The organism is Lysinibacillus sp. G4S2, assembly GCF_030348505.1.
GTDB lineage: Bacteria > Bacillota > Bacilli > Bacillales_A > Planococcaceae > Lysinibacillus.
Window position 1 is genome coordinate 574,784 of the sequence record NZ_JAUCFJ010000002.1, and the last position, 17,810, is coordinate 592,593.

Annotated in this window: 20 protein-coding genes, 1 riboswitch and 1 other annotated feature; of the genes, 13 read left to right on the forward strand and 7 right to left on the reverse strand. The window is 36.5% G+C overall.

Annotated elements, in window-relative coordinates:
* Window positions 1–63 precede the first annotated feature (63 nt).
* From QUF91_RS03135 to QUF91_RS03165, 7 genes are all read left to right on the forward strand, one after another.
* Window positions 64–273 (forward strand): hypothetical protein, encoded by a 210-nt coding sequence (locus QUF91_RS03135; protein ID WP_289420019.1) that lies wholly within the window; start codon window positions 64–66, stop codon window positions 271–273.
* Window positions 274–315: 42 nt separating this feature from the next.
* On the forward strand, window positions 316–501 hold the full coding sequence (locus QUF91_RS03140; RefSeq protein ID WP_285399174.1) for a hypothetical protein: 186 nt from the start codon (window positions 316–318) through the stop codon (window positions 499–501).
* Between the two features lie 24 nt (window positions 502–525).
* Entirely contained in the window at window positions 526–2,055 is a 1,530-nt protein-coding gene (locus QUF91_RS03145) for a CoA-acylating methylmalonate-semialdehyde dehydrogenase (RefSeq protein WP_289416822.1), read from the forward strand.
* 25 nt (window positions 2,056–2,080) lie between these two features.
* Window positions 2,081–3,439, forward strand: a complete 1,359-nt coding sequence (locus tag QUF91_RS03150) for an aspartate aminotransferase family protein (protein WP_289416823.1) — start codon at window positions 2,081–2,083, stop codon at window positions 3,437–3,439.
* 342 nt (window positions 3,440–3,781) lie between these two features.
* Window positions 3,782–5,452, forward strand: coding sequence for a methyl-accepting chemotaxis protein (locus QUF91_RS03155; RefSeq protein ID WP_289416824.1), 1,671 nt, complete (start codon window positions 3,782–3,784; stop codon window positions 5,450–5,452).
* A gap of 189 nt (window positions 5,453–5,641) precedes the next feature.
* Window positions 5,642–6,085 carry a hypothetical protein gene (locus QUF91_RS03160; RefSeq protein WP_289416825.1) on the forward strand — a complete coding sequence of 148 codons (444 nt, stop codon included), beginning with the start codon at window positions 5,642–5,644 and terminating at the stop codon, window positions 6,083–6,085.
* Between the two features lie 281 nt (window positions 6,086–6,366).
* Entirely contained in the window at window positions 6,367–7,320 is a 954-nt protein-coding gene (locus QUF91_RS03165) for an L-threonine 3-dehydrogenase (protein WP_289416826.1), read from the forward strand.
* Window positions 7,321–7,449: 129 nt separating this feature from the next.
* Here QUF91_RS03165 and QUF91_RS03170 read toward each other — a convergent pair whose 3' ends face one another.
* From QUF91_RS03170 to QUF91_RS03180, 3 genes are read right to left on the reverse strand one after another with little or no spacing between them, the layout of a single operon-like run.
* Entirely contained in the window at window positions 7,450–7,767 is a 318-nt protein-coding gene (locus QUF91_RS03170; protein ID WP_289416827.1) for a hypothetical protein, read from the reverse strand.
* 55 nt (window positions 7,768–7,822) lie between these two features.
* Entirely contained in the window at window positions 7,823–7,939 is a 117-nt protein-coding gene (locus QUF91_RS03175) for a YvrJ family protein (RefSeq protein ID WP_285398425.1), read from the reverse strand.
* Entirely contained in the window at window positions 7,905–8,444 is a 540-nt protein-coding gene (locus QUF91_RS03180) for a sigma factor-like helix-turn-helix DNA-binding protein (protein ID WP_285398424.1), read from the reverse strand. The genes QUF91_RS03175 and QUF91_RS03180 overlap by 35 nt, the downstream gene beginning before the upstream one ends.
* Before the next feature lie 272 nt (window positions 8,445–8,716).
* Here QUF91_RS03180 and QUF91_RS03185 point away from each other — a divergent pair, with 272 nt between their 5' ends.
* The gene (locus QUF91_RS03185; protein WP_289416828.1) at window positions 8,717–9,175 is read left to right on the forward strand and encodes a hypothetical protein; all 459 of its coding nucleotides are present in this window, start codon (window positions 8,717–8,719) and stop codon (window positions 9,173–9,175) included.
* A 33-nt stretch (window positions 9,176–9,208) separates the two neighbouring features.
* Here QUF91_RS03185 and QUF91_RS03190 read toward each other — a convergent pair whose 3' ends face one another.
* The gene (locus tag QUF91_RS03190; protein ID WP_289416829.1) at window positions 9,209–9,664 is read right to left on the reverse strand and encodes a hypothetical protein; all 456 of its coding nucleotides are present in this window, start codon (window positions 9,662–9,664) and stop codon (window positions 9,209–9,211) included.
* A gap of 509 nt (window positions 9,665–10,173) precedes the next feature.
* Here QUF91_RS03190 and QUF91_RS03195 point away from each other — a divergent pair.
* The gene (locus QUF91_RS03195; protein WP_285398421.1) at window positions 10,174–11,799 is read left to right on the forward strand and encodes a long-chain fatty acid--CoA ligase; all 1,626 of its coding nucleotides are present in this window, start codon (window positions 10,174–10,176) and stop codon (window positions 11,797–11,799) included.
* Between the two features lie 44 nt (window positions 11,800–11,843).
* Here QUF91_RS03195 and trpB read toward each other — a convergent pair whose 3' ends face one another.
* Entirely contained in the window at window positions 11,844–13,007 is a 1,164-nt protein-coding gene (gene trpB, locus QUF91_RS03200; RefSeq protein WP_289416830.1) for a tryptophan synthase subunit beta, read from the reverse strand.
* Between the two features lie 60 nt (window positions 13,008–13,067).
* Window positions 13,068–13,268 (reverse strand) — a binding site (T-box leader).
* A 284-nt stretch (window positions 13,269–13,552) separates the two neighbouring features.
* Here trpB and QUF91_RS28040 point away from each other — a divergent pair.
* From QUF91_RS28040 to QUF91_RS03210, 3 genes are read left to right on the forward strand one after another with little or no spacing between them, the layout of a single operon-like run.
* Window positions 13,553–13,669, forward strand: a complete 117-nt coding sequence (locus tag QUF91_RS28040; protein WP_353957835.1) for a MerR family DNA-binding transcriptional regulator — start codon at window positions 13,553–13,555, stop codon at window positions 13,667–13,669.
* Window positions 13,626–14,276 carry a MerR family transcriptional regulator gene (locus tag QUF91_RS03205; protein WP_289416831.1) on the forward strand — a complete coding sequence of 217 codons (651 nt, stop codon included), beginning with the start codon at window positions 13,626–13,628 and terminating at the stop codon, window positions 14,274–14,276. Before QUF91_RS28040 ends, QUF91_RS03205 begins: the two co-directional genes overlap by 44 nt.
* Complete coding sequence (locus tag QUF91_RS03210; RefSeq protein WP_289416832.1) at window positions 14,273–15,004, forward strand: CPBP family intramembrane glutamic endopeptidase; 732 nt, start codon at window positions 14,273–14,275, stop codon at window positions 15,002–15,004. Before QUF91_RS03205 ends, QUF91_RS03210 begins: the two co-directional genes overlap by 4 nt.
* 161 nt (window positions 15,005–15,165) lie before the next feature.
* Here the strand turns inward: QUF91_RS03210 and QUF91_RS03215 are convergent, their stop codons facing one another.
* Complete coding sequence (locus QUF91_RS03215) at window positions 15,166–15,648, reverse strand: QueT transporter family protein (RefSeq protein WP_285398417.1); 483 nt, start codon at window positions 15,646–15,648, stop codon at window positions 15,166–15,168.
* An 8-nt stretch (window positions 15,649–15,656) separates the two neighbouring features.
* Window positions 15,657–15,701: riboswitch (PreQ1 riboswitch) on the reverse strand.
* 299 nt (window positions 15,702–16,000) lie between these two features.
* On the opposite strand from QUF91_RS03215, the gene QUF91_RS03220 reads away from it, so the two are divergent.
* Window positions 16,001–16,549 (forward strand): GNAT family N-acetyltransferase, encoded by a 549-nt coding sequence (locus QUF91_RS03220; RefSeq protein WP_285398416.1) that lies wholly within the window; start codon window positions 16,001–16,003, stop codon window positions 16,547–16,549.
* A gap of 109 nt (window positions 16,550–16,658) precedes the next feature.
* On the opposite strand, the gene QUF91_RS03225 is transcribed toward QUF91_RS03220, so the two are convergent.
* Window positions 16,659–17,777 (reverse strand): hypothetical protein, encoded by a 1,119-nt coding sequence (locus QUF91_RS03225; RefSeq protein ID WP_289416833.1) that lies wholly within the window; start codon window positions 17,775–17,777, stop codon window positions 16,659–16,661.
* Between the last annotated feature and the right edge of the window lie 33 nt (window positions 17,778–17,810).

Below are 17,810 nucleotides of genomic sequence, written 5' to 3' on the forward strand. Positions count from 1 at the left end.
CAGTTTGTCTATTACTTCGATTCTGTAGAACATGTAAAATTTTTGTAAGCGGTAATTCAATCGATTTTTTTAAACAAAAACGGTGCACCTGTTAATGCCATATTAACAGCGACATTCTTCTCGTATATTGCCGTTATTATGAACTATGTTTCACCAGATAAAGTGTTTATGTTTTTACTTAGTTCATGTAGTGCAATCACGTTAATTCTTTACTTAATCATTGCATTTTCACAATTAAGAATGCGCCGGAAAATTGAGAAAGAAAATCCCTAGTTATTAAAAGTGAAAATGTAGTTATTCCCGTATTTCACAATATTGGCTACAACGGCATTACTAATCGCCATGTTCTTTATTGAATCAATGCGTTCACAAATTTTATTTACATGTATTGTAGTGGCGATAGTGATGATTTTCTATGTAGTTACACAAAAGAAAAAGTCACCTAACCCAGTAGATGAAGCAAGTTCTATTTTTCAAAAGGAAGAATTGGATTTTGAATAACAATAAACGAGGAGTGGGGAAATTATGACAGTTCAGCAAAAAGTGAAAACATTATCACATTTTATTAATGGTGTTGAAACAGCCGGTACTAGTGGTCGTTACGCAGAAGTTTTTAATCCAACAACAGGAGAGGTTATTGCACAAGTTCCATTAGCGACAAGAGATGAAGTGAAGCAGGCTATCCAGCTAGCAAAGGCAGCATTCCCTGCATGGAAAAAGGCATCGATTGGCAAACGGATCGAGGTTTTACATCGTTTCCGTCAGCTATTAGTAGAAAGACAGGATGAGCTCATTGAAGTCATCTGTGAGGAAAGTGGGAAGACGAAGGAAGATGCAAAAGGCGAAATTGTACGTGGCATTGAATCCGTAGATATGGCCATAAGTGCCCCGCAAATGCTGAAGGGGGAATACTCGGTGAATGTAGGCGGCAATATTAATGCCTTCTCTGCAAAAGCCCCACTTGGAGTTGTTGCGACGATTGCCCCATTTAATTTCCCTGTCATGGTCCCACTTGCGATTACAAGTATGGCGGTTGCGGTAGGAAATGCAGTTATTTTAAAGCCGTCTGAGCGGGTGCCAATCTCAGCATTATATTTAAGTAAATTATGGAAAGAGGCGGGGCTGCCAGATGGAATTTGGACTGTCGTTAATGGTGATAAAGAGGCGGTAAATGAACTGCTAGAAAATAAAGAGATACAAGCAATTTCATTTGTTGGATCCACACCTGTTGCGGAGTATATTTACCAAACGGGGACGAAGCACAATAAGCGTGTCGCTGCATTTGGTGGCGGGAAAAACTTTATGATTGTCATGCCAGATGCAAACCTAGAGCAAACAGCTAATGCCTTTTTAGGTGCAGCATTTGGAGCGGCGTCCCAGCGTTGTATGGCTATTTCAGGAGCGATCGTCGTTGGGAAAGATACTGAACAAAGTTTTACAGAGATATTAAAGGAGAAAGTCTTGAACTTAAAGGTTGGTCCATATACAGATGACGAGGTAGACTTTGGCCCAGTTATTACACAGCAATCGAAAGATACCATTCTTCGATATATCGAAGGTGCTATTGCGGAAGGGGCCAATCTTGTAACGGACGGTCGAAATCCGAAAATATGTGAAACATCAAAAGGCTTTTATCTTGGTCCGACATTGTTAAATAATGTAACGCCAAATATGACCATTTTTAAAGAGGAAGTTTTTGGCCCTGCGCGTATTGTTGTAGGCGTTGAAACCTTACAAGAAGCTATTGATTTAATTAATGACCATGAACTCGGGAATGGTGTCACGATGTTTACAAGGAGCGGTTCGGCAGCACGTAAATTCCAGGAAGAAATTGAAGTAGGTATGGTAGGCGTGAATGTTCCGATTCCAATTCCAGTTGGCTATCACAACTTTGGTGGTTGGAAGCGTTCAAAGTTTGGCGAAGGACATATGTTTGGGCCGGATCAAGCACGATTCTTTACGAAAGCGAAAACGATTTCTGAACGCTGGCCGGATGAAACGGAGGATACGACAAGTTCCTTTGCATTCCCAAGCAATAACGATGTGACTAAATGAAAAAATCATAAAGGGGTGTATAGATGTGGTTCAAGTAAATCTTAACAATGATATTTTAAAGAAAGATGAACAATATGTATGGCATTCAATGAAACCTTACAACCCACAAGCGACATATGTAGTAGAAAAATCAAATGGTGCGAGAATCGTTGATACAGACGGGGTTGAATACATCGATGCTATGGCAGGATTATGGTGTGTAAATGTAGGCTATGGACGCAAGGAATTAGCAGATGTTGCACATGAGCAGATGCTGAAAAACGCCTATGCGCCTTTATCGCAAGGACATTTACCAGCAGTTGAACTGGCTGAAAAAATCAATGAAATGCTTGGTGGAGACTATGTTATTTTCTTCTCTAATAGTGGGTCAGAAGCTAACGAGACAGCGTTTAAAATGGTGCGCCAGTATCATCAGCAAAAAGGAGAAAGCTCCCGTTATAAAATTGTTTCTCGCTACCGTGCGTATCACGGAAGTTCTTTTGGAGCATTGGCTGCGACAGGGCAAGCGGAACGAAAATATAAATATGAACCATTATCTCCTGGCTTTATCCATGTAGCACCACCTGATCAATATCGAGAACACGAAAGTGATACACTTGCTCCAACAGAGTTAGCGAGCGTAAAGGCTGTAGATAAGACGATGACGTGGGAGCTAAGCGAAACAATAGCCGCTATGATTTTAGAGCCTATTATTACAGGTGGGGGCGTCATTATGCCTCCGGAAAACTATTTAAAGGGCATTGAGGAAGTGTGTAAAAAACATGGAGCTCTGATGATTGTAGACGAAGTAATTTGTGGCTTTGGTCGAACAGGTAAGCCATTTGGATTTATGAACTACGGTGTAAAGCCGGATATTATTACAATGGCAAAAGGGATTACAAGTGCCTATTTACCGTTATCAGCGACAGCGGTGAAACGTGAAATTTATGAGGCATTCACTGGATCTGATGCGTACGGTTATTTCCGCCATGTTAATACATTTGGTGGCTCACCTGTATCTTGTGCGGTGGCATTAAAAAATATTGAGATTCTTGAGCAAGAAGCATTGTTTGAAAGATCTAGTGAGGTTGGAGCTACTACTCTGCAGGCACTCCAGCAAGCATTAGGTAAACATCCGAATGTAGGGGATGTTCGAGGTAAGGGTTTATTAATTGGTATAGAACTAGTTGCCGATAAAGCATCTAAGGAGCCTTTACCAGTAGATAAAGTAAATGCTGTTATTGCAAGATGTAAAGAGCGAGGTGTCATCATTGGTAAAAATGGTGCAACTGTTGCAGGCTTTAATAATGTATTAACATTATCGCCACCACTTAATATTGCACAAGAGGATCTTGATACGATAGTAGAAGTTGTAATTGATAGTATTCATAAAGTGCAGGCATAATATAAGATCTAAAAGTAAAGCTGTCTCTAAAGTCGTCGTAAAACTTTTGAGACAGCTTTTTGATTGTCTTATAGCATAAGAAAAGCTAGGAATAACCACTATGCTGTGAATTGATACTGGGATAGCTGTAAAAATGAGTAGTAATTACCTTAAAAGAAAAGCATCGGTAGGTATTTGATGAGGGCTAAAATCACATTACATCGAGGGATATATGCGCCTATTATAGTAGTGAGAATGGGATAAATCTCACAATTCTTTGCGTAATCTTTACAAAAACATAACACTGGCTTTATATCTTCATACTATCATTATTGGTAAGAGTTGGAGAAGGGGCCGAAGATAATGCGTTTTTTTCGATACATAATGGTGAAGGACAAGCTGCTCGTACTAATGATGGTTTGTGTACTATCGAATATATTGCTAGGTGTTTTTAGTGTGGATTATTTACGGAAAATGTCATGGCATGCAAGTGAAAGCTATACAGAAGGACTTGTACCAATCGGATGGTTAAATGAACTAGAGGAATCACAACGTCAATTAGATTATATAGTAGATTCAGCTGGGACTTATCAAGAAATGACAGCAGTTTTAAAAAATGTTGAGCAGCCTTTAGGTCATTTGGAAAATCTAGAAGTCGATAAAAAAATGGATCATCAGATGAAGAAATACAAGGCATTACTAGAACAGCAGATAGAACTAGTCGATAGCTATAAGCAGTTAGAACAAAATGAACGACAACAGTTTTATGTTCAGACATATTTACCTGTAAGCCAGCAAAGTCATACATTATTAGAAGAAACTCAAAGCTATTTGGTCCAGAAATCTGAGGAACAGCAACAGGCATACCAGAAAGATGTGCAATTTGGTTATTGGCTATTGGGAGGAGTGTGTCTATTTGTTGTTCTGTTAGTGATATTTATAGGGTTTATAGCAACAAAAGCTGTAAATATACCAACACGTCAATTGAAGTCATTATTAAAGCGTGCAGAGCAAGGGGATTTTACAGCGAATGCCAGCTATGTGGCGCAGGATGAGCTTGGCGAAGTAATATTGTCTTACAATCAAATGGCAACAGAGGTGAAAAGACTACTTCATACAGTAACAAATAGTGCACATGAGGTTGAAGAAATGTCTGGGAAGCTGCAACAATCCTCGGAGCAGTCGTCTAACACAACCGTCAAGATTGCTAAGGATGTGCAGTCCATTTCAAATTCAACAGCTGCTTCTTCAACAAAATTAGCTTCCAATACAGCTTCTCTAGAGGAAGTGCTGGATGGTGTGCAAGTAATTTTAGAAAAAGTACAGGTTGTTGAAAATTTTGCTCATAAAACTGCACGTGATGCAGAAAGTGGCACGGAAATTGTACAGGCAAATTTAACGCAAATACAGGCAATTAAACATGCGGTTGAAAAATCAAATACAGCCATTTTTAATCTTGTAGAGAGAGCCGCTACAATCGATCAAATGGTCGAGGTAATTGAAAAAATTACGGCACAAACAAATCTCTTAGCCTTAAATGCATCTATTGAGGCTGCTAGAGCAGGGGAGCATGGCAAAGGATTTGCGGTTGTAGCCAATGAAGTACGTAAGCTTGCGGAGCAGACAGTTCAGTCAACGCAAACAATTACGTCCATTGTACAAAACATTCATTTAGATTCTAATTATGCTGTGCAAATGATGGAGGGCGTGTTAGCCGCAACTGAAAAGGGTGTACATGTAACAGGAGATACGGCAACAAGCTTTGATCAAATTTTAGAAAAAGTACATACAATTAAGCCATATATAATGGAAGTATCTGCAACCGTTCAAGAGATTGCAAACCATACGAAAAAGGTTAGTGAGGATGCGGTAATGTTAACATCATTTTCTGATACGAATGCAGCATCAACTAAACATGTAGCTACTTTAACAGCCGATCAGTTAACCGCGCAGCAGCAATTCCATGATTATATTCAAGAGTTACGTAAAGTATCAAAAGTTTTACAAATAGCCGTAAAGCGGTTCTCAATTTAATAAGAATAATTGGAGGACCTTTCTTTGTAAATGTATACAAAAAAGGTTCTTTTTTTGTACTAGTAGGCGCTAAGATTCATTTAATTGACAGGTTAATATGGCTCATCACCAAAATTTGTGGATGACATTTAAATTGATATAAGTTGATTGGAGTGGAGGATGGACGCCCCCTAGGAAGCTTTGCTCTGTATGAAAGCGAAGCGTCAGCAACAAGTGTTTTATCTGTGCAAAAGCGAAGCGTCAGCAACAAGTGTTTTATCTGTGCGAAAGCGAAGCGTCAGCAACAAGTGTTTTATCTGTGCGAAAGCGAAGCGTCAGCAACAACAAATGTTTTATCTGTGCGAAAGCGAAGCGTCAGCAACAAGTGTTTTATCTGTGCGAAAGCGAAGCGTCAGCAACAAATGTTTTATCTGTGCGAAAGCGAAGCGTCAGCAACAAGTGTTTTATCTGTGCGAAAGCGAAGCGACAGCAACAACAAATGTTTTATCTGTGCGAAAGCGAAGCGTCAGCAACAAGTGTTTTATCTGTGCGAAAGCGAAGCGACAGCAACAACAAATGTTTTATCTGTGCGAAAGCGAAGCGTCAGCAACAAAGCGCCCAGGCGGAACTGAGATCAACCCCACGTTATGGTGAGAAGCCATTAATATTGTTGCTATGTGGAAAATGGACATATGTACACTCTAGGTGTACATATGTATTTTATTTGTTTTATCAGCACAATATTTAGTAGGGCTCATATACTGATGATAAAGGATTTTACGTTCTGTTTGTCAAAAATTAAAAATATAAATGTTGTATTTTTAATGTGAACACTTTATAATGAAATTCATCGAAAGTGTTATTAAATCAATGTTTGTTAATATATTATTGTACTTTCCAGAAGTACAATTGTTCATAGGTGGAGGTTTGGAGAAATGAAAAAGATAATGGTTACAGGAGCACTTGGTCAAATCGGTTCTGAACTCGTAGAAAAGCTTCGAGGTATTTATGGAGAGGACAATGTATTAGCGACAGATGTTCGAAAGCTTGAAAATATTAAGGGTCCATTTGAAGTATTGGACGTGACGGATGGACAAAGAATGCATGAATTAGCGAAGGATTTTGGTGCAGATACAATGATGCATTTAGCGGCGTTATTATCAGCAACAGCAGAAAGAAATCCATTGCTGGCATGGAATTTAAATATGGGCGGTTTAATGAATGCGCTTGAGGTTTCGCGTGAGTTAAACTTGCAATTTTTTACGCCGAGCTCAATAGGTGCGTTCGGTCCATCGACACCGAAGGATAATACGCCACAGGATACATTACAACGCCCAACAACAATGTATGGGGTAAATAAAGTAGCTGGCGAGCTATTATGTGATTATTATTTCAATCGTTTTGGTGTAGATACTCGCGGTGTACGCTTCCCAGGGTTAATTTCATACGTAACGCCTCCAGGTGGTGGTACGACAGACTATGCGGTTGAGATCTTCTATGAGGCGATTGAGCAAGGTAAGTATACATCTTATATTCAAGAAGGCACGTACATGGACATGATGTACATGCCAGATGCATTGCAGGCTATTGTAGATTTAATGGAAGCAGATAGTAGCAAACTAATACATCGTAATGCCTTTAATATAACTGCAATGAGCTTTGAGCCATCTGAAATTGCTAAGGAGATTAAAAAACATTTGCCACATTTCCATATGGATTATAATGTGGATCCAGTGCGTCAGGCGATAGCAGATAGTTGGCCAAACTCTATAAATATAGAAGCGGCACAGAAAGAATGGGGCTTTAAAGCACAGTATGACTTAACAAAAATGACAGTTGATATGCTAGAAAAATTAAAAATCAAACTACAAAAAAAGGCCATTTCATAAATAAATACTCCTGAAAATCGGACGAAGAATTTAATTTCTTCGTCTTTTTTATTTTGACTAGGCTCATAAGCATAACGTGGGTTGATTTCCGTTCCGGCTGGGCGCTTTGCCGCTGACGCTACGCTTTCGCTACAGAAAACATTTGTTGCTGACGCTACGCTTTCGCACAGATAAAACATTTGTTGCTGACGCTACGCTTTCGCACTGAGCAAAGCTTCCTGGGGGCGTCCGATGAGCCACTTCACTCGCGCTGCTTTGTTTAAGCAATTCAAAAAAATCGACTTCTTCAAATTCATTTTCTTTTAGGAACTTTACAATAAATAAAGTCAACTTCTGTTCTAAGTCTTCTCTATCTTGAAAATTCGCTTGCAACAGTTCTTTTTTTATTTTTGGCTTTATCATTTCTAAGAATTTTAAAATTTTTTCATCGTTCATTTTGATTGCCATTCACATTTCATCCCTCTCTATTTTTGATAATGCTTGCAATAGCTTTTGATAAGTCTTAAATGGATGAATCAAGGGACTCAATTTTTACCCCGAAAGTGTGAAGTAAGTATATGGTTATAGCAATAGGAAAGCCTACATTACCAATAATCTGAACAACAGCGTTTAGATCCATCTTTAAACTCTCCTTTTTTAGTTAAAACCCCATTTCTTTGTTTATTGATAGATTGTACAGACACACCCAATATTTGAGCTATGTCCTTATCAGACTTGCTTTTTATATAAAACAAATAAAGAATTTTCTTTTGGTTTAAGGTTAATTTTGCGATAACTTCATAGAGGATTTTATTTTCAAAATAATTTTCTACACACTCTACATCAAAAAGAATTTCACAATCTAAAGTTTTATCATCAGGAATATTTTGAAGGCTCTTATAGTCATCTGAATCAACCAAAGTTAGAGACGCTTTTTTATTTCTATCTCGATTCTTCTTATCAATGTTTTGAGCTAAAAAATGTAGGCTTTTGGAAAAATAAGATAACAGTTTTATTTGTAGAAAAAACTCATTAAACTCTGTTTGCAAATGCTCTCTTTTAAAATCAGTTGGGCATGTTAAATATTCTTTCAGTAATCTTTTGTTTTCGTGTTTTTCTAAGAAATTTTCTACTAATTTGTCCATAAATACACCTCACTATATTAGTTCGGAATAGAAACTTATGTTCTATTTCGGACTGAAAAATGGATTTACAATAGTAACATTTTCAGTCACTTTTACATCCAGCCTGTTAAAATATCTACTTATTTAATGGATTTGTGTTGTTCAAAGGTTCTATACTATATAAAGAACAATTCAACACGATTTTATCAACCAATTTGAAAAAATTTCATTTTAAATCCCAATTTGTTACAATGTATAATCTATAATAAATAAAAAAAGATGGGGGTGTGTATTTGAACGTAAAGAAAATTTTTTACACCATTTTGATCGTCATAGTTTGCCTTGTTGGTTTAATAAAAGGGAAAGACTTGTATGATGAATATAGGGATTATTCTTCAAATGAAATATTAGGTTTTGAAAATGGGAAATTAAGTTCAGAAAATACATCCGTAGCAATTAGAACAACGGACCAGACGCCCAAAAGGGAAAATCCATTACCAACAGCTTCAGACATTTTAATTTCAAAAGAAATAGAGCAAGAGCTTATAAATAGTTTTAAAAATGCAACATTTAAAGAGTACAATGGAGCTACCTTTAAATATCAATATTATGTAAGCTTCACTGTTGATTCAGTGAGTTCATTTTGGCTAAATATAGACGATGGCGTAGTTTATGTAAACCACAATACGAAAAACTATGTTTTCGAGGACGATAACAACTTTTTAAACATTTTTAAAGAAGCTGTAAAATAAAGAAAACACCTACTAAAATAGTAGGTGCTTTTTTTATGGCTTAATTACTGAACCATCAGGCATCGTGTAAGATTTAGCTAATACGTCTTGAATAACTGCAATAACTGTTTGATTTGCTGCATCATAATACTCTAAATAAGCAACTTCCATCGTTACTTTACTTGCACCGAATCGATACATATAATCACCAGCAGTTGAAAGTCGATTATAACCATTTTGTGTATTGCTAATAACACTGGCTGAACCTAATGATGCCATAGAAAGAACAAGACTTGAAATCCCTGAAGATACACCTACTTTTGTAAAGAAAACAAGAGCCAGAACGGTTAATGTAAACCCTGCAATTGCTTTACCAATTGAATCAACATCACTGTCCTTAGCTTTTAATTTCTCAAGCCCTGCAAGTTGAGCAAATTTCATTTGTATAAGCGTGTCGTAATCAACCGTTTGATTTTTGTACACAATTCTATTTCGTAAATCTGTTGCCATAATAAATTCCCCCTTTAGTTTTTAGTTTTTGTTAGCTAACACTCTATAAAAGAGAAATTCAACGATTTATCAACCAATTTGTAAAAAAAATTTATACAGTTAATATACAATTGGAGTTGACATAACAGCCAAAGAATGAAGTTGAAATTTCGTGTTCGCTCCAGGGTCTCGGGCCAACAGGATGTTGGTCACGAAGGCGTTATCACAGGATGTGATGCTTTTAGCCTTCGTTCCTCTATTGCTGATCCCCGAGGAGTCGCCCAGCCTTCACTCCAATCAACTTATATACATGGTGACGTTTTAATAAATGTCATCCTCAACTTATTGGCGAGGAGCTATTTTAGAAAATGTTGACAATAAAAAGAAAATTATTGGAATATATAGCGTAATTTATGATTTTCAAATATAATCATATTCAGAATATTAATAGTATTCGAATATATTTCTATTGATATTTCACAAGGGTAATGGAGAGGCAGTTCACAAGACGAAGGGATGGATGGTTTTTTATGATGCAGACGCCGTTAGTATTAACAAGCTTTTTTAATCGAGCAGAAAATTATTTTGCTAGAAAGACTATTGTTTCACGAACGAGCCCACAGAAGATTCACCGTTTAACATATGGAGAGTGGGCGAAAAGGACACGTCGTTTAGCAGATGCGCTAACAAAGCTGGGGATGAAAAGGGGATCAAAGATTGGCTCCTTTGCCTGGAATCAGCATCGCCACTTAGAGGCCTATTTTGCGGTACCATGTTCTGGAGCTGTTTTGCACATGGTGAATATTCGTTTATCTGAAGAGCATTTAACTTATATTATTAATCATGCAGAAGATGAGATTTTAATAATCGATGTTGATTTGCTACCAATCATTGAAAACATTGCGCCTGAGCTTAAGACCGTAAAACATTATATTATTATGACGGATGAGGATACTTTACCAGAAACGACATTACCTAATGCATTATCATATGAGGATTTATTGGCAGCAGCGGATGAAAACTATCAATTCCCAGAGGATTTAGAGGAAGAGGAGCCTGCTGGAATGTGCTATACAAGTGCTACAACAGGAAATCCGAAGGGTGTTGTTTATTCACATCGAGGTCTAGTGTTACACAGTATGATGCTGAATATGTCTGATTCAATGGGCATTTCCGAGCGTGATGTTGTGATGCCAATTGTACCGATGTTTCATGCAAATGCATGGGGTCTACCGTTTGCAAGTGTCAATGTAGGTGCGACACAGGTACTGCCAGGTCCACAATTTACATCGGCAATAATTTTAGATTTAGTGGAGCAGGAGAAAATTACATTAACAGCTGGAGTGCCGACAATTTGGATTGGAGCGTTACAAGAACAAGAGAAGCGTGAACGAGATATAAGTTCGCTGCGTGCCATTTGTTGTGGTGGCTCTTCTTCACCTACTCGACTTATTCGTACATTTGAAGAGCAATATGGCATTCCATATATTGTTGTATATGGGATGACTGAAACAACACCGATTGTAGCGTTATCGAATTATATGTCTTGGATGGATGACTGGCCAATTGAAAAGAAAATCGAATCGCGAGCAATGCAAGGAATGACGATGGCTGGGATTGAATCTAGTATTATTAATGACAATGGAGAAGTGCCGTGGGATGGAGAGACCATGGGTGAATTACGTTTACGAGGTCCATGGATTTCACACGAGTACTATCGTGATGAACGAACAGCTGATGCCTATCGAGATGGCTGGTTATATACAGGGGACATTGCGGTGCGATCAGAGGATGGCTTTATTAAAATATCAGATCGTACAAAGGATTTAATTAAATCAGGTGGGGAGTGGATATCCTCAGTTGATTTAGAAAATGCGTTAATGACGCATGATGCTGTTTTGGAAGCAGCAGTTATCGCAATTCCTCATGCCAAATGGCAAGAACGTCCGCTAGCCTGCGTTGTATTGAAGGAAGGAAAGTCAGCAACCGACGCAGAGCTTCTTGCATTTTTAGAAAATCAATTTGCAAAATGGTGGGTGCCGGATGATGTTGTATTTTTAGAGGAAATTCCTAAAACATCGGTTGGGAAATTCCTGAAAGCTAAGCTTCGAGATAATGTGGCAGAAATTTATCCGAAATTAAGTTCATTAGTATAGTCAAAAGAGCGATTTCCATAAAGGGAAGTCGCTCTTTCATTTTGTTATTTATTTAACATTTGAAAAACTTGTTCTACGTCTTTGTCTCCACGGCCAGAGATATTGATAATAATACTGTCACCAGGAGATAACGTTGGCGCAAGCTTTAATGCATGAGCAACTGCGTGCGAGCTTTCAAGTGCAGGGATAATGCCTTCAACTTTTGAAAGCACTTGGAATGCTTCAAGCACTTCTTCATTTGTTACCGTTACATATTCTCCACGACCAATTGTTTTTAAATAGCTATGCTCCGGACCAGCACCAGGATAATCTAGTCCAGCGGCAATCGAATAAGTTGGTAGTGGATTGCCCTCAGCATCTTGCAGTACTAAACATTTGAAGCCGTGTAATTCACCCGGTGTTCCTTCGTTTAATGTTGCAGCCTTATCTGGTTCAATACCGATGAGGCGTACATTTTCATCTGCAATATATTTTGCAAAAGCCCCAATCGCATTACTACCGCCACCGACACAAGCAAGTACTGCTGCTGGTAGTTTTCCTTCTTTTTCTAAAATTTGTTCGCGACTTTCACGGCTAATGACGGATTGGAAATGCTTCACCATTGAAGGGAATGGGTGAGGTCCAACTGCAGAGCCTAGTAAATAGAAAGTCGTTTCATAGTTTTCTACTAAATCAGCAAATGCTTCATCCACTGCATCTTTTAGTCGTCCTTGACCTTTATCAACGGCTACTACCTTTGCACCAAGAAGCTCCATACGGAACACGTTTAGTGCTTGACGTTTTGTATCTTCTAAGCCCATATAAATTGTGCAATCCATCCCGAACATTGCACAAGCAGTTGCTGTTGCTACACCATGCTGACCTGCACCTGTTTCGGCAATAACACGATTAGCACCCATACGCTTTGCTAATAAAATCTGTCCGAGAACGTTATTAATTTTATGTGAACCTGTATGGTTAAGATCTTCACGCTTTAAATAAATTTTCGCGCCACCTAATTGTTTTGTTAAATTTTCAGCAAAATAAAGTGGAGATTTGCGCCCAACATATTCACGGAAATAATACTCTAGCTCTTTATTAAAGTCTTCATCGTCTTTATATTTTTGGAAGTTTTCATCTAAAATAGTTAAAACATTTTGAAGCTCATCAGGAACAAAGCTACCGCCAAATTCACCGAAATATCCTTTTTTCTCTGCTAATGTATTCATCTGCTCTCGACTCCTCTAATCTAATTTTTTCCATAAAAAAAGTCACTCCAATCCTTCTATAAAAAGGACGAGTAACCGTGGTGCCACCTTCATTCGCAAAAATTGCGCGCTTTCGTACTCCGGTAACGGGGAGTAACTTCGGCCTCACATTTGATGAGGCTGCTCCAAAGTCCATTCACAAGTACGTACTACTGATTTGCACCAACCATCAGCTCTCTAGAAATACTGCTACTTGCTACTAATCTTTTTCTAAGCATTATATTGAAAAGAATTGTAAAATATTTTCAGAATATTGTCAAGATATCTTCCAAGAAATAAAAAAACGAACTGTTCGCAAACAATAAAGCCGTTAAATAAAGTTGGTTTAAAAATAAAGAACAATGTTAGTGTCGCTAACGGGCAAACTAATTTAAGAAGGCTATACTGCATTTACTAACTGATAATAAGCTCTTTAATTCTTTATAAATAAAAGCAAAAATCACTATTGATTCTACCGTTACGTTAGAAACTATAATGAATGTATTAAAAGAAAAGGAGAAATATAGATGTATCCGATTGGTCAATTTTCGAGGAAGACAGGTGTCTCGATCCGAACTCTTCGCTATTATGATGAAATGAATGAATTTGTTAAAGCCATCTTACATTTCGAAAACGGGACGTAGATTTTATGAAAATGAGGATATAATTACACTACAAAAAATTACAGGATTAAAAGCGTTAGGATTTTCGTTAAAAGATATTCAACAGCTAATGAGACAATCACAATGGGACATAACAGAATCTTTAGAGTACCAAAAGGAGAAATTGCTTCATAAATTGGTGGACATTAAAAAGAATATTGAACTACTTGAATATACAATTTCGTTAGCCCAATCAAATCAGGTAATCGAACCAGAGGTATTTGTTGCATTAATTCAAAATAATTTACACATGGAATCTCAGCAGCGATGGTTAAAAGGTTATTTACCAAATGAAATTTATACAGTATCAAATAGTTACAACGTTTGTTATGATGCACATTTAATAAACATTATAAATCAATTGAAAATAGCTTATAAGAACCAATTTACGGATACCGAAGTACATACTATTCTCAAAGAATTTTTTTCTCAACTACCACTTGAACTATTTAATCGGTTACTAACAGAACCAAATCTAATGGAGATACAGTTGGATAGAATGTTATTTTTGTCACCATTTAGTAAACAAGAAGAAGAATGGTTAATTGAAAAAATAGAGAACATGCTAAAGGAGTATAAAACAAAATGAACATACTATTATGGGGATTCATTGGGTTTACTCTTTTATATGAACCAATTATAGGTTATTGGTTATATCAAAGATTTAAAATACGTGTTCTGACTGATCCAGCAAGCAGGATACACTATTATAAGATTGTTATGCTAGGTTTGTGGATACCAACACTTATTATTTTAATAGTAGTGGCAAATTCTGAAATTACATTAGAAGAACTACGTGTAATAATGCCTAGTATTAACACAAAAGAATTAGGAACAATTGTTACATATATTGTTATAGGGGTAGCTCTATTATATAGTGTTTTGCTTTTATATTACGCAATTGGATATTTTATAAGTGATAAAGTTAAAAATAAGATGAAAATAATGAAGCAAAAACAAATGAAGCAAATAGCGTTTACTGAGTTACTACCTGTTACAAAGAAAGACAAAGCCATTTGGAATCAAGTGGCATGGACAGCAGGGGTCACAGAAGAAATTATTTACCGCGGATTGCTTATATTTGCATTTAACACATTATTTCCAGAATGGTCAATTTGGTTCGTTCTATTGTGTACCTCAATAATATTTGGTCTTGCACATACATATCAAAATTTATCTGGTGCCATTAGGACAACCATTTTTGGCTTTGTGTTCGGGATGCTTGCAGTCGCATTGAACTCCATTATACCTCTAATACTTCTTCATGCTTTGATTGATTACGTGGGGAAATTAGGTGATGAGAATGAAGAGGATTAAAATAACATATTATTTTTTTCTAATTGCAACGCTTTTTTTTGGTAGGTATTAAACTTTCTTTACATGAAAAATATTCGAACTTCAATGTGAATACAACAAAAAGGAGGAACGGTGAAACCGTTCCTCCTTTTATTAAACACTGCTCTAATAAGATCCGTCAGTTAAATTAAATCTTTGAAGTTTAAGCGCTTATTCAATACATACATAATCGGCGCACCAATTGCTAATACAACAAACTCACCTGCAGCAACAGTTAGCCATGTCCAGAAGAATGGTACTTCCAAGGCTATGTTCAATTCAAAGGCAATGATAAACATTGTGAATGTAAATAACAATGTATTAATGATTAAACGTGCCCAAATATTTTTGACAAATTTACAAATAAGAATGAACAATCCAAGGGTAATCATCGAATGGCCTACACCGAAAAAAACATCTAGAATGCCGTTTGGTGAAAATAAATTGGAGATAAATACACCAATAATGATCCCAACGGCAAATCGTGGATTAAAGGCGACTAGATGGTTAAAAATTTCCGATACACGGAACTGTACCTCTGTAAAGCCAAATGGAGCGACTAGCAATGTAACAGCAATATAGAGTGCTGCAATAATACCACTCGTTGCTAAAAATTTTATTTTCATATATTAATTTCTCCTTAGTTTTTTTGCGTGGGATGGTTACGAACCACGTAAAGCAAATGCAATCATATCAATGTTTATGCTTGTTTGTAAAGGGTGGTAAATACTTGATGAAACTATTTTTGTACTAATAACGTAAATATAATTGGGAAATATTATTATATTTTCTAAATAATACTTTCATCACCGAAAATTGTGGTTGATTTGTTAAGACGTAAGCCTTGTATATAAGATGATTGGAGTGGCGTCTAGTCGGAACGGAAATCAACCTCGCGTTATAGAGGTGAGCCAAGTTAGGGATTGAAAGATCATCCCGCGTTTATGGTGATGAGGAAAAATAATGGAGGAAGATGAAATGACAGTTACTTATTGGACAGGACAAAGTCTTACACTACGAGCGATACAACCAGAAGATATCGTTATCTTTGAATTTTTAGATGATGAAATTTTACGAAATATGGATTCAATACATTTTCCTCGCTCCGCGGATCAAATGAGGGAATGGGTAGAAGAGCAATTGTCAGAAGAAGATGATGAATTTCGTTTTATTGCAGTAGATAGAGAGAATAATATTGTCGGTATGATTGAAACCTTTGATTGTGATTTGAAAAATGGTGTTTTGGATTATTACTTGGCTGTATTTGAGCCATACAGAGGTAAAGGCTATGCAAAAGAAATGATTCTTATGGTTCTTCGCTTCTTCTTTTCAGAGCGTCCTTATCAAAAAGTAAATACAACCGTTTACTCGTTCAATGAACCATCTATGCGCTTGCATGAAAAATTAGGTTTCATGAAAGAGGGGCAACTAAGAAATATCATTTTCACTAAAGGAGCTTATTACGATGGTATTTGCTACGGTATGACAAGACAAGAGTTTGAGCAGAATCATGGGGCCCTGTCATAAATTTGACCATTGAGACTAGTATAGTTAATTTTCCTTACTCATACGGAAGCTTTTTTTTACAAAAGAAAGGGCTAATCCCGTCATTTGGGATCAGCCCGGAAGCTTTTACTTATTTATGCTGTGTAAGATAAACTTTGCCGTTAATCGTTACTTTAGAAGCTGAGATTAGAATTTCTTTATTTGCTTCATAATATGGATTTAAAATTTTGTCGATAGCAGCCCATTTTTCACTAGATTTTTCAGAGTCACCTTTTTTATCAAGAGCTATTGCTTCTTCATAAAGCTTTTTCAATTGTTTTTTGTCTGTTGCTTTGATTTCGAAATCAAAGTCAGATAAGTATTGTTCAAAGCTAATTGGCTTCGTGTAAAGATTAATCATTTCATTGAAGTCATTCCATAGCTTTTCAGATAATTGATCATTTTTATCTGCATCTGATTTTTGAGCATCTTTATAAATCGCTTTTAGTTTTGGCATTTCTTCAGCTGGAATATCTAATGCCATATCTGAAATGTATTCTTCAAATGTTACTGGTGGATATAGTGCATCTAAATAAGGTTGAAGAATCTTTTGGAATTCATCAAATTTTTCTTGTGCTTTGTCTTCTTTACCAGATTTCGTTAGTTTTATCCACTGTTCATAAATTGCTTTCAGCTGTTTTTTATCATTTTCTTTAATCACTATATTTTTTTCACTAAATCCGTACTCTTCAATGAACTTTTCAAAGGATACAGGTACCCAGCTAGCTAAAATATATGGCTTCGTGATTTTATCCATTTCAACATTGATTTTATCGACTTCTTCATACTTCTCTTCTTTTTCTAACTTCTTCATTTGATTAAATAATTTTTCTAATTTAGCTAGATCTTCTTTTGTAATTTCTTTAGGTAAGTCTTTTTTATAGACGTCAAATGTGTAGAAGTCTGCATAATCTTGTACTAAGCTACCTTCTACAGAGATTTCTTGACCTTCAACTAAGTTCATTTTTGCTATTTGCTCATCTGAAAACTTTTGGATTCCGATATAGTAGTTTTTACCGTCTTTCCCTTTAATCGTGATGCTATCTCCGTAAATGTTTTTAATAGTTCCTTTAATTTGTTGCTCAGCTTTAACAGTCATTTCGTTTGCTGGTTTTGCTGTTGTTGCCTCAGCTTGATGTGGTGTGAAGACAGCTATTCCTATTGTTAGTGCTGATACAATTATCCAAGATTTTTTAGTTGTTTTTTTCATAATTAGGTCTCCCTTTAAATTTAATTGTTTTAA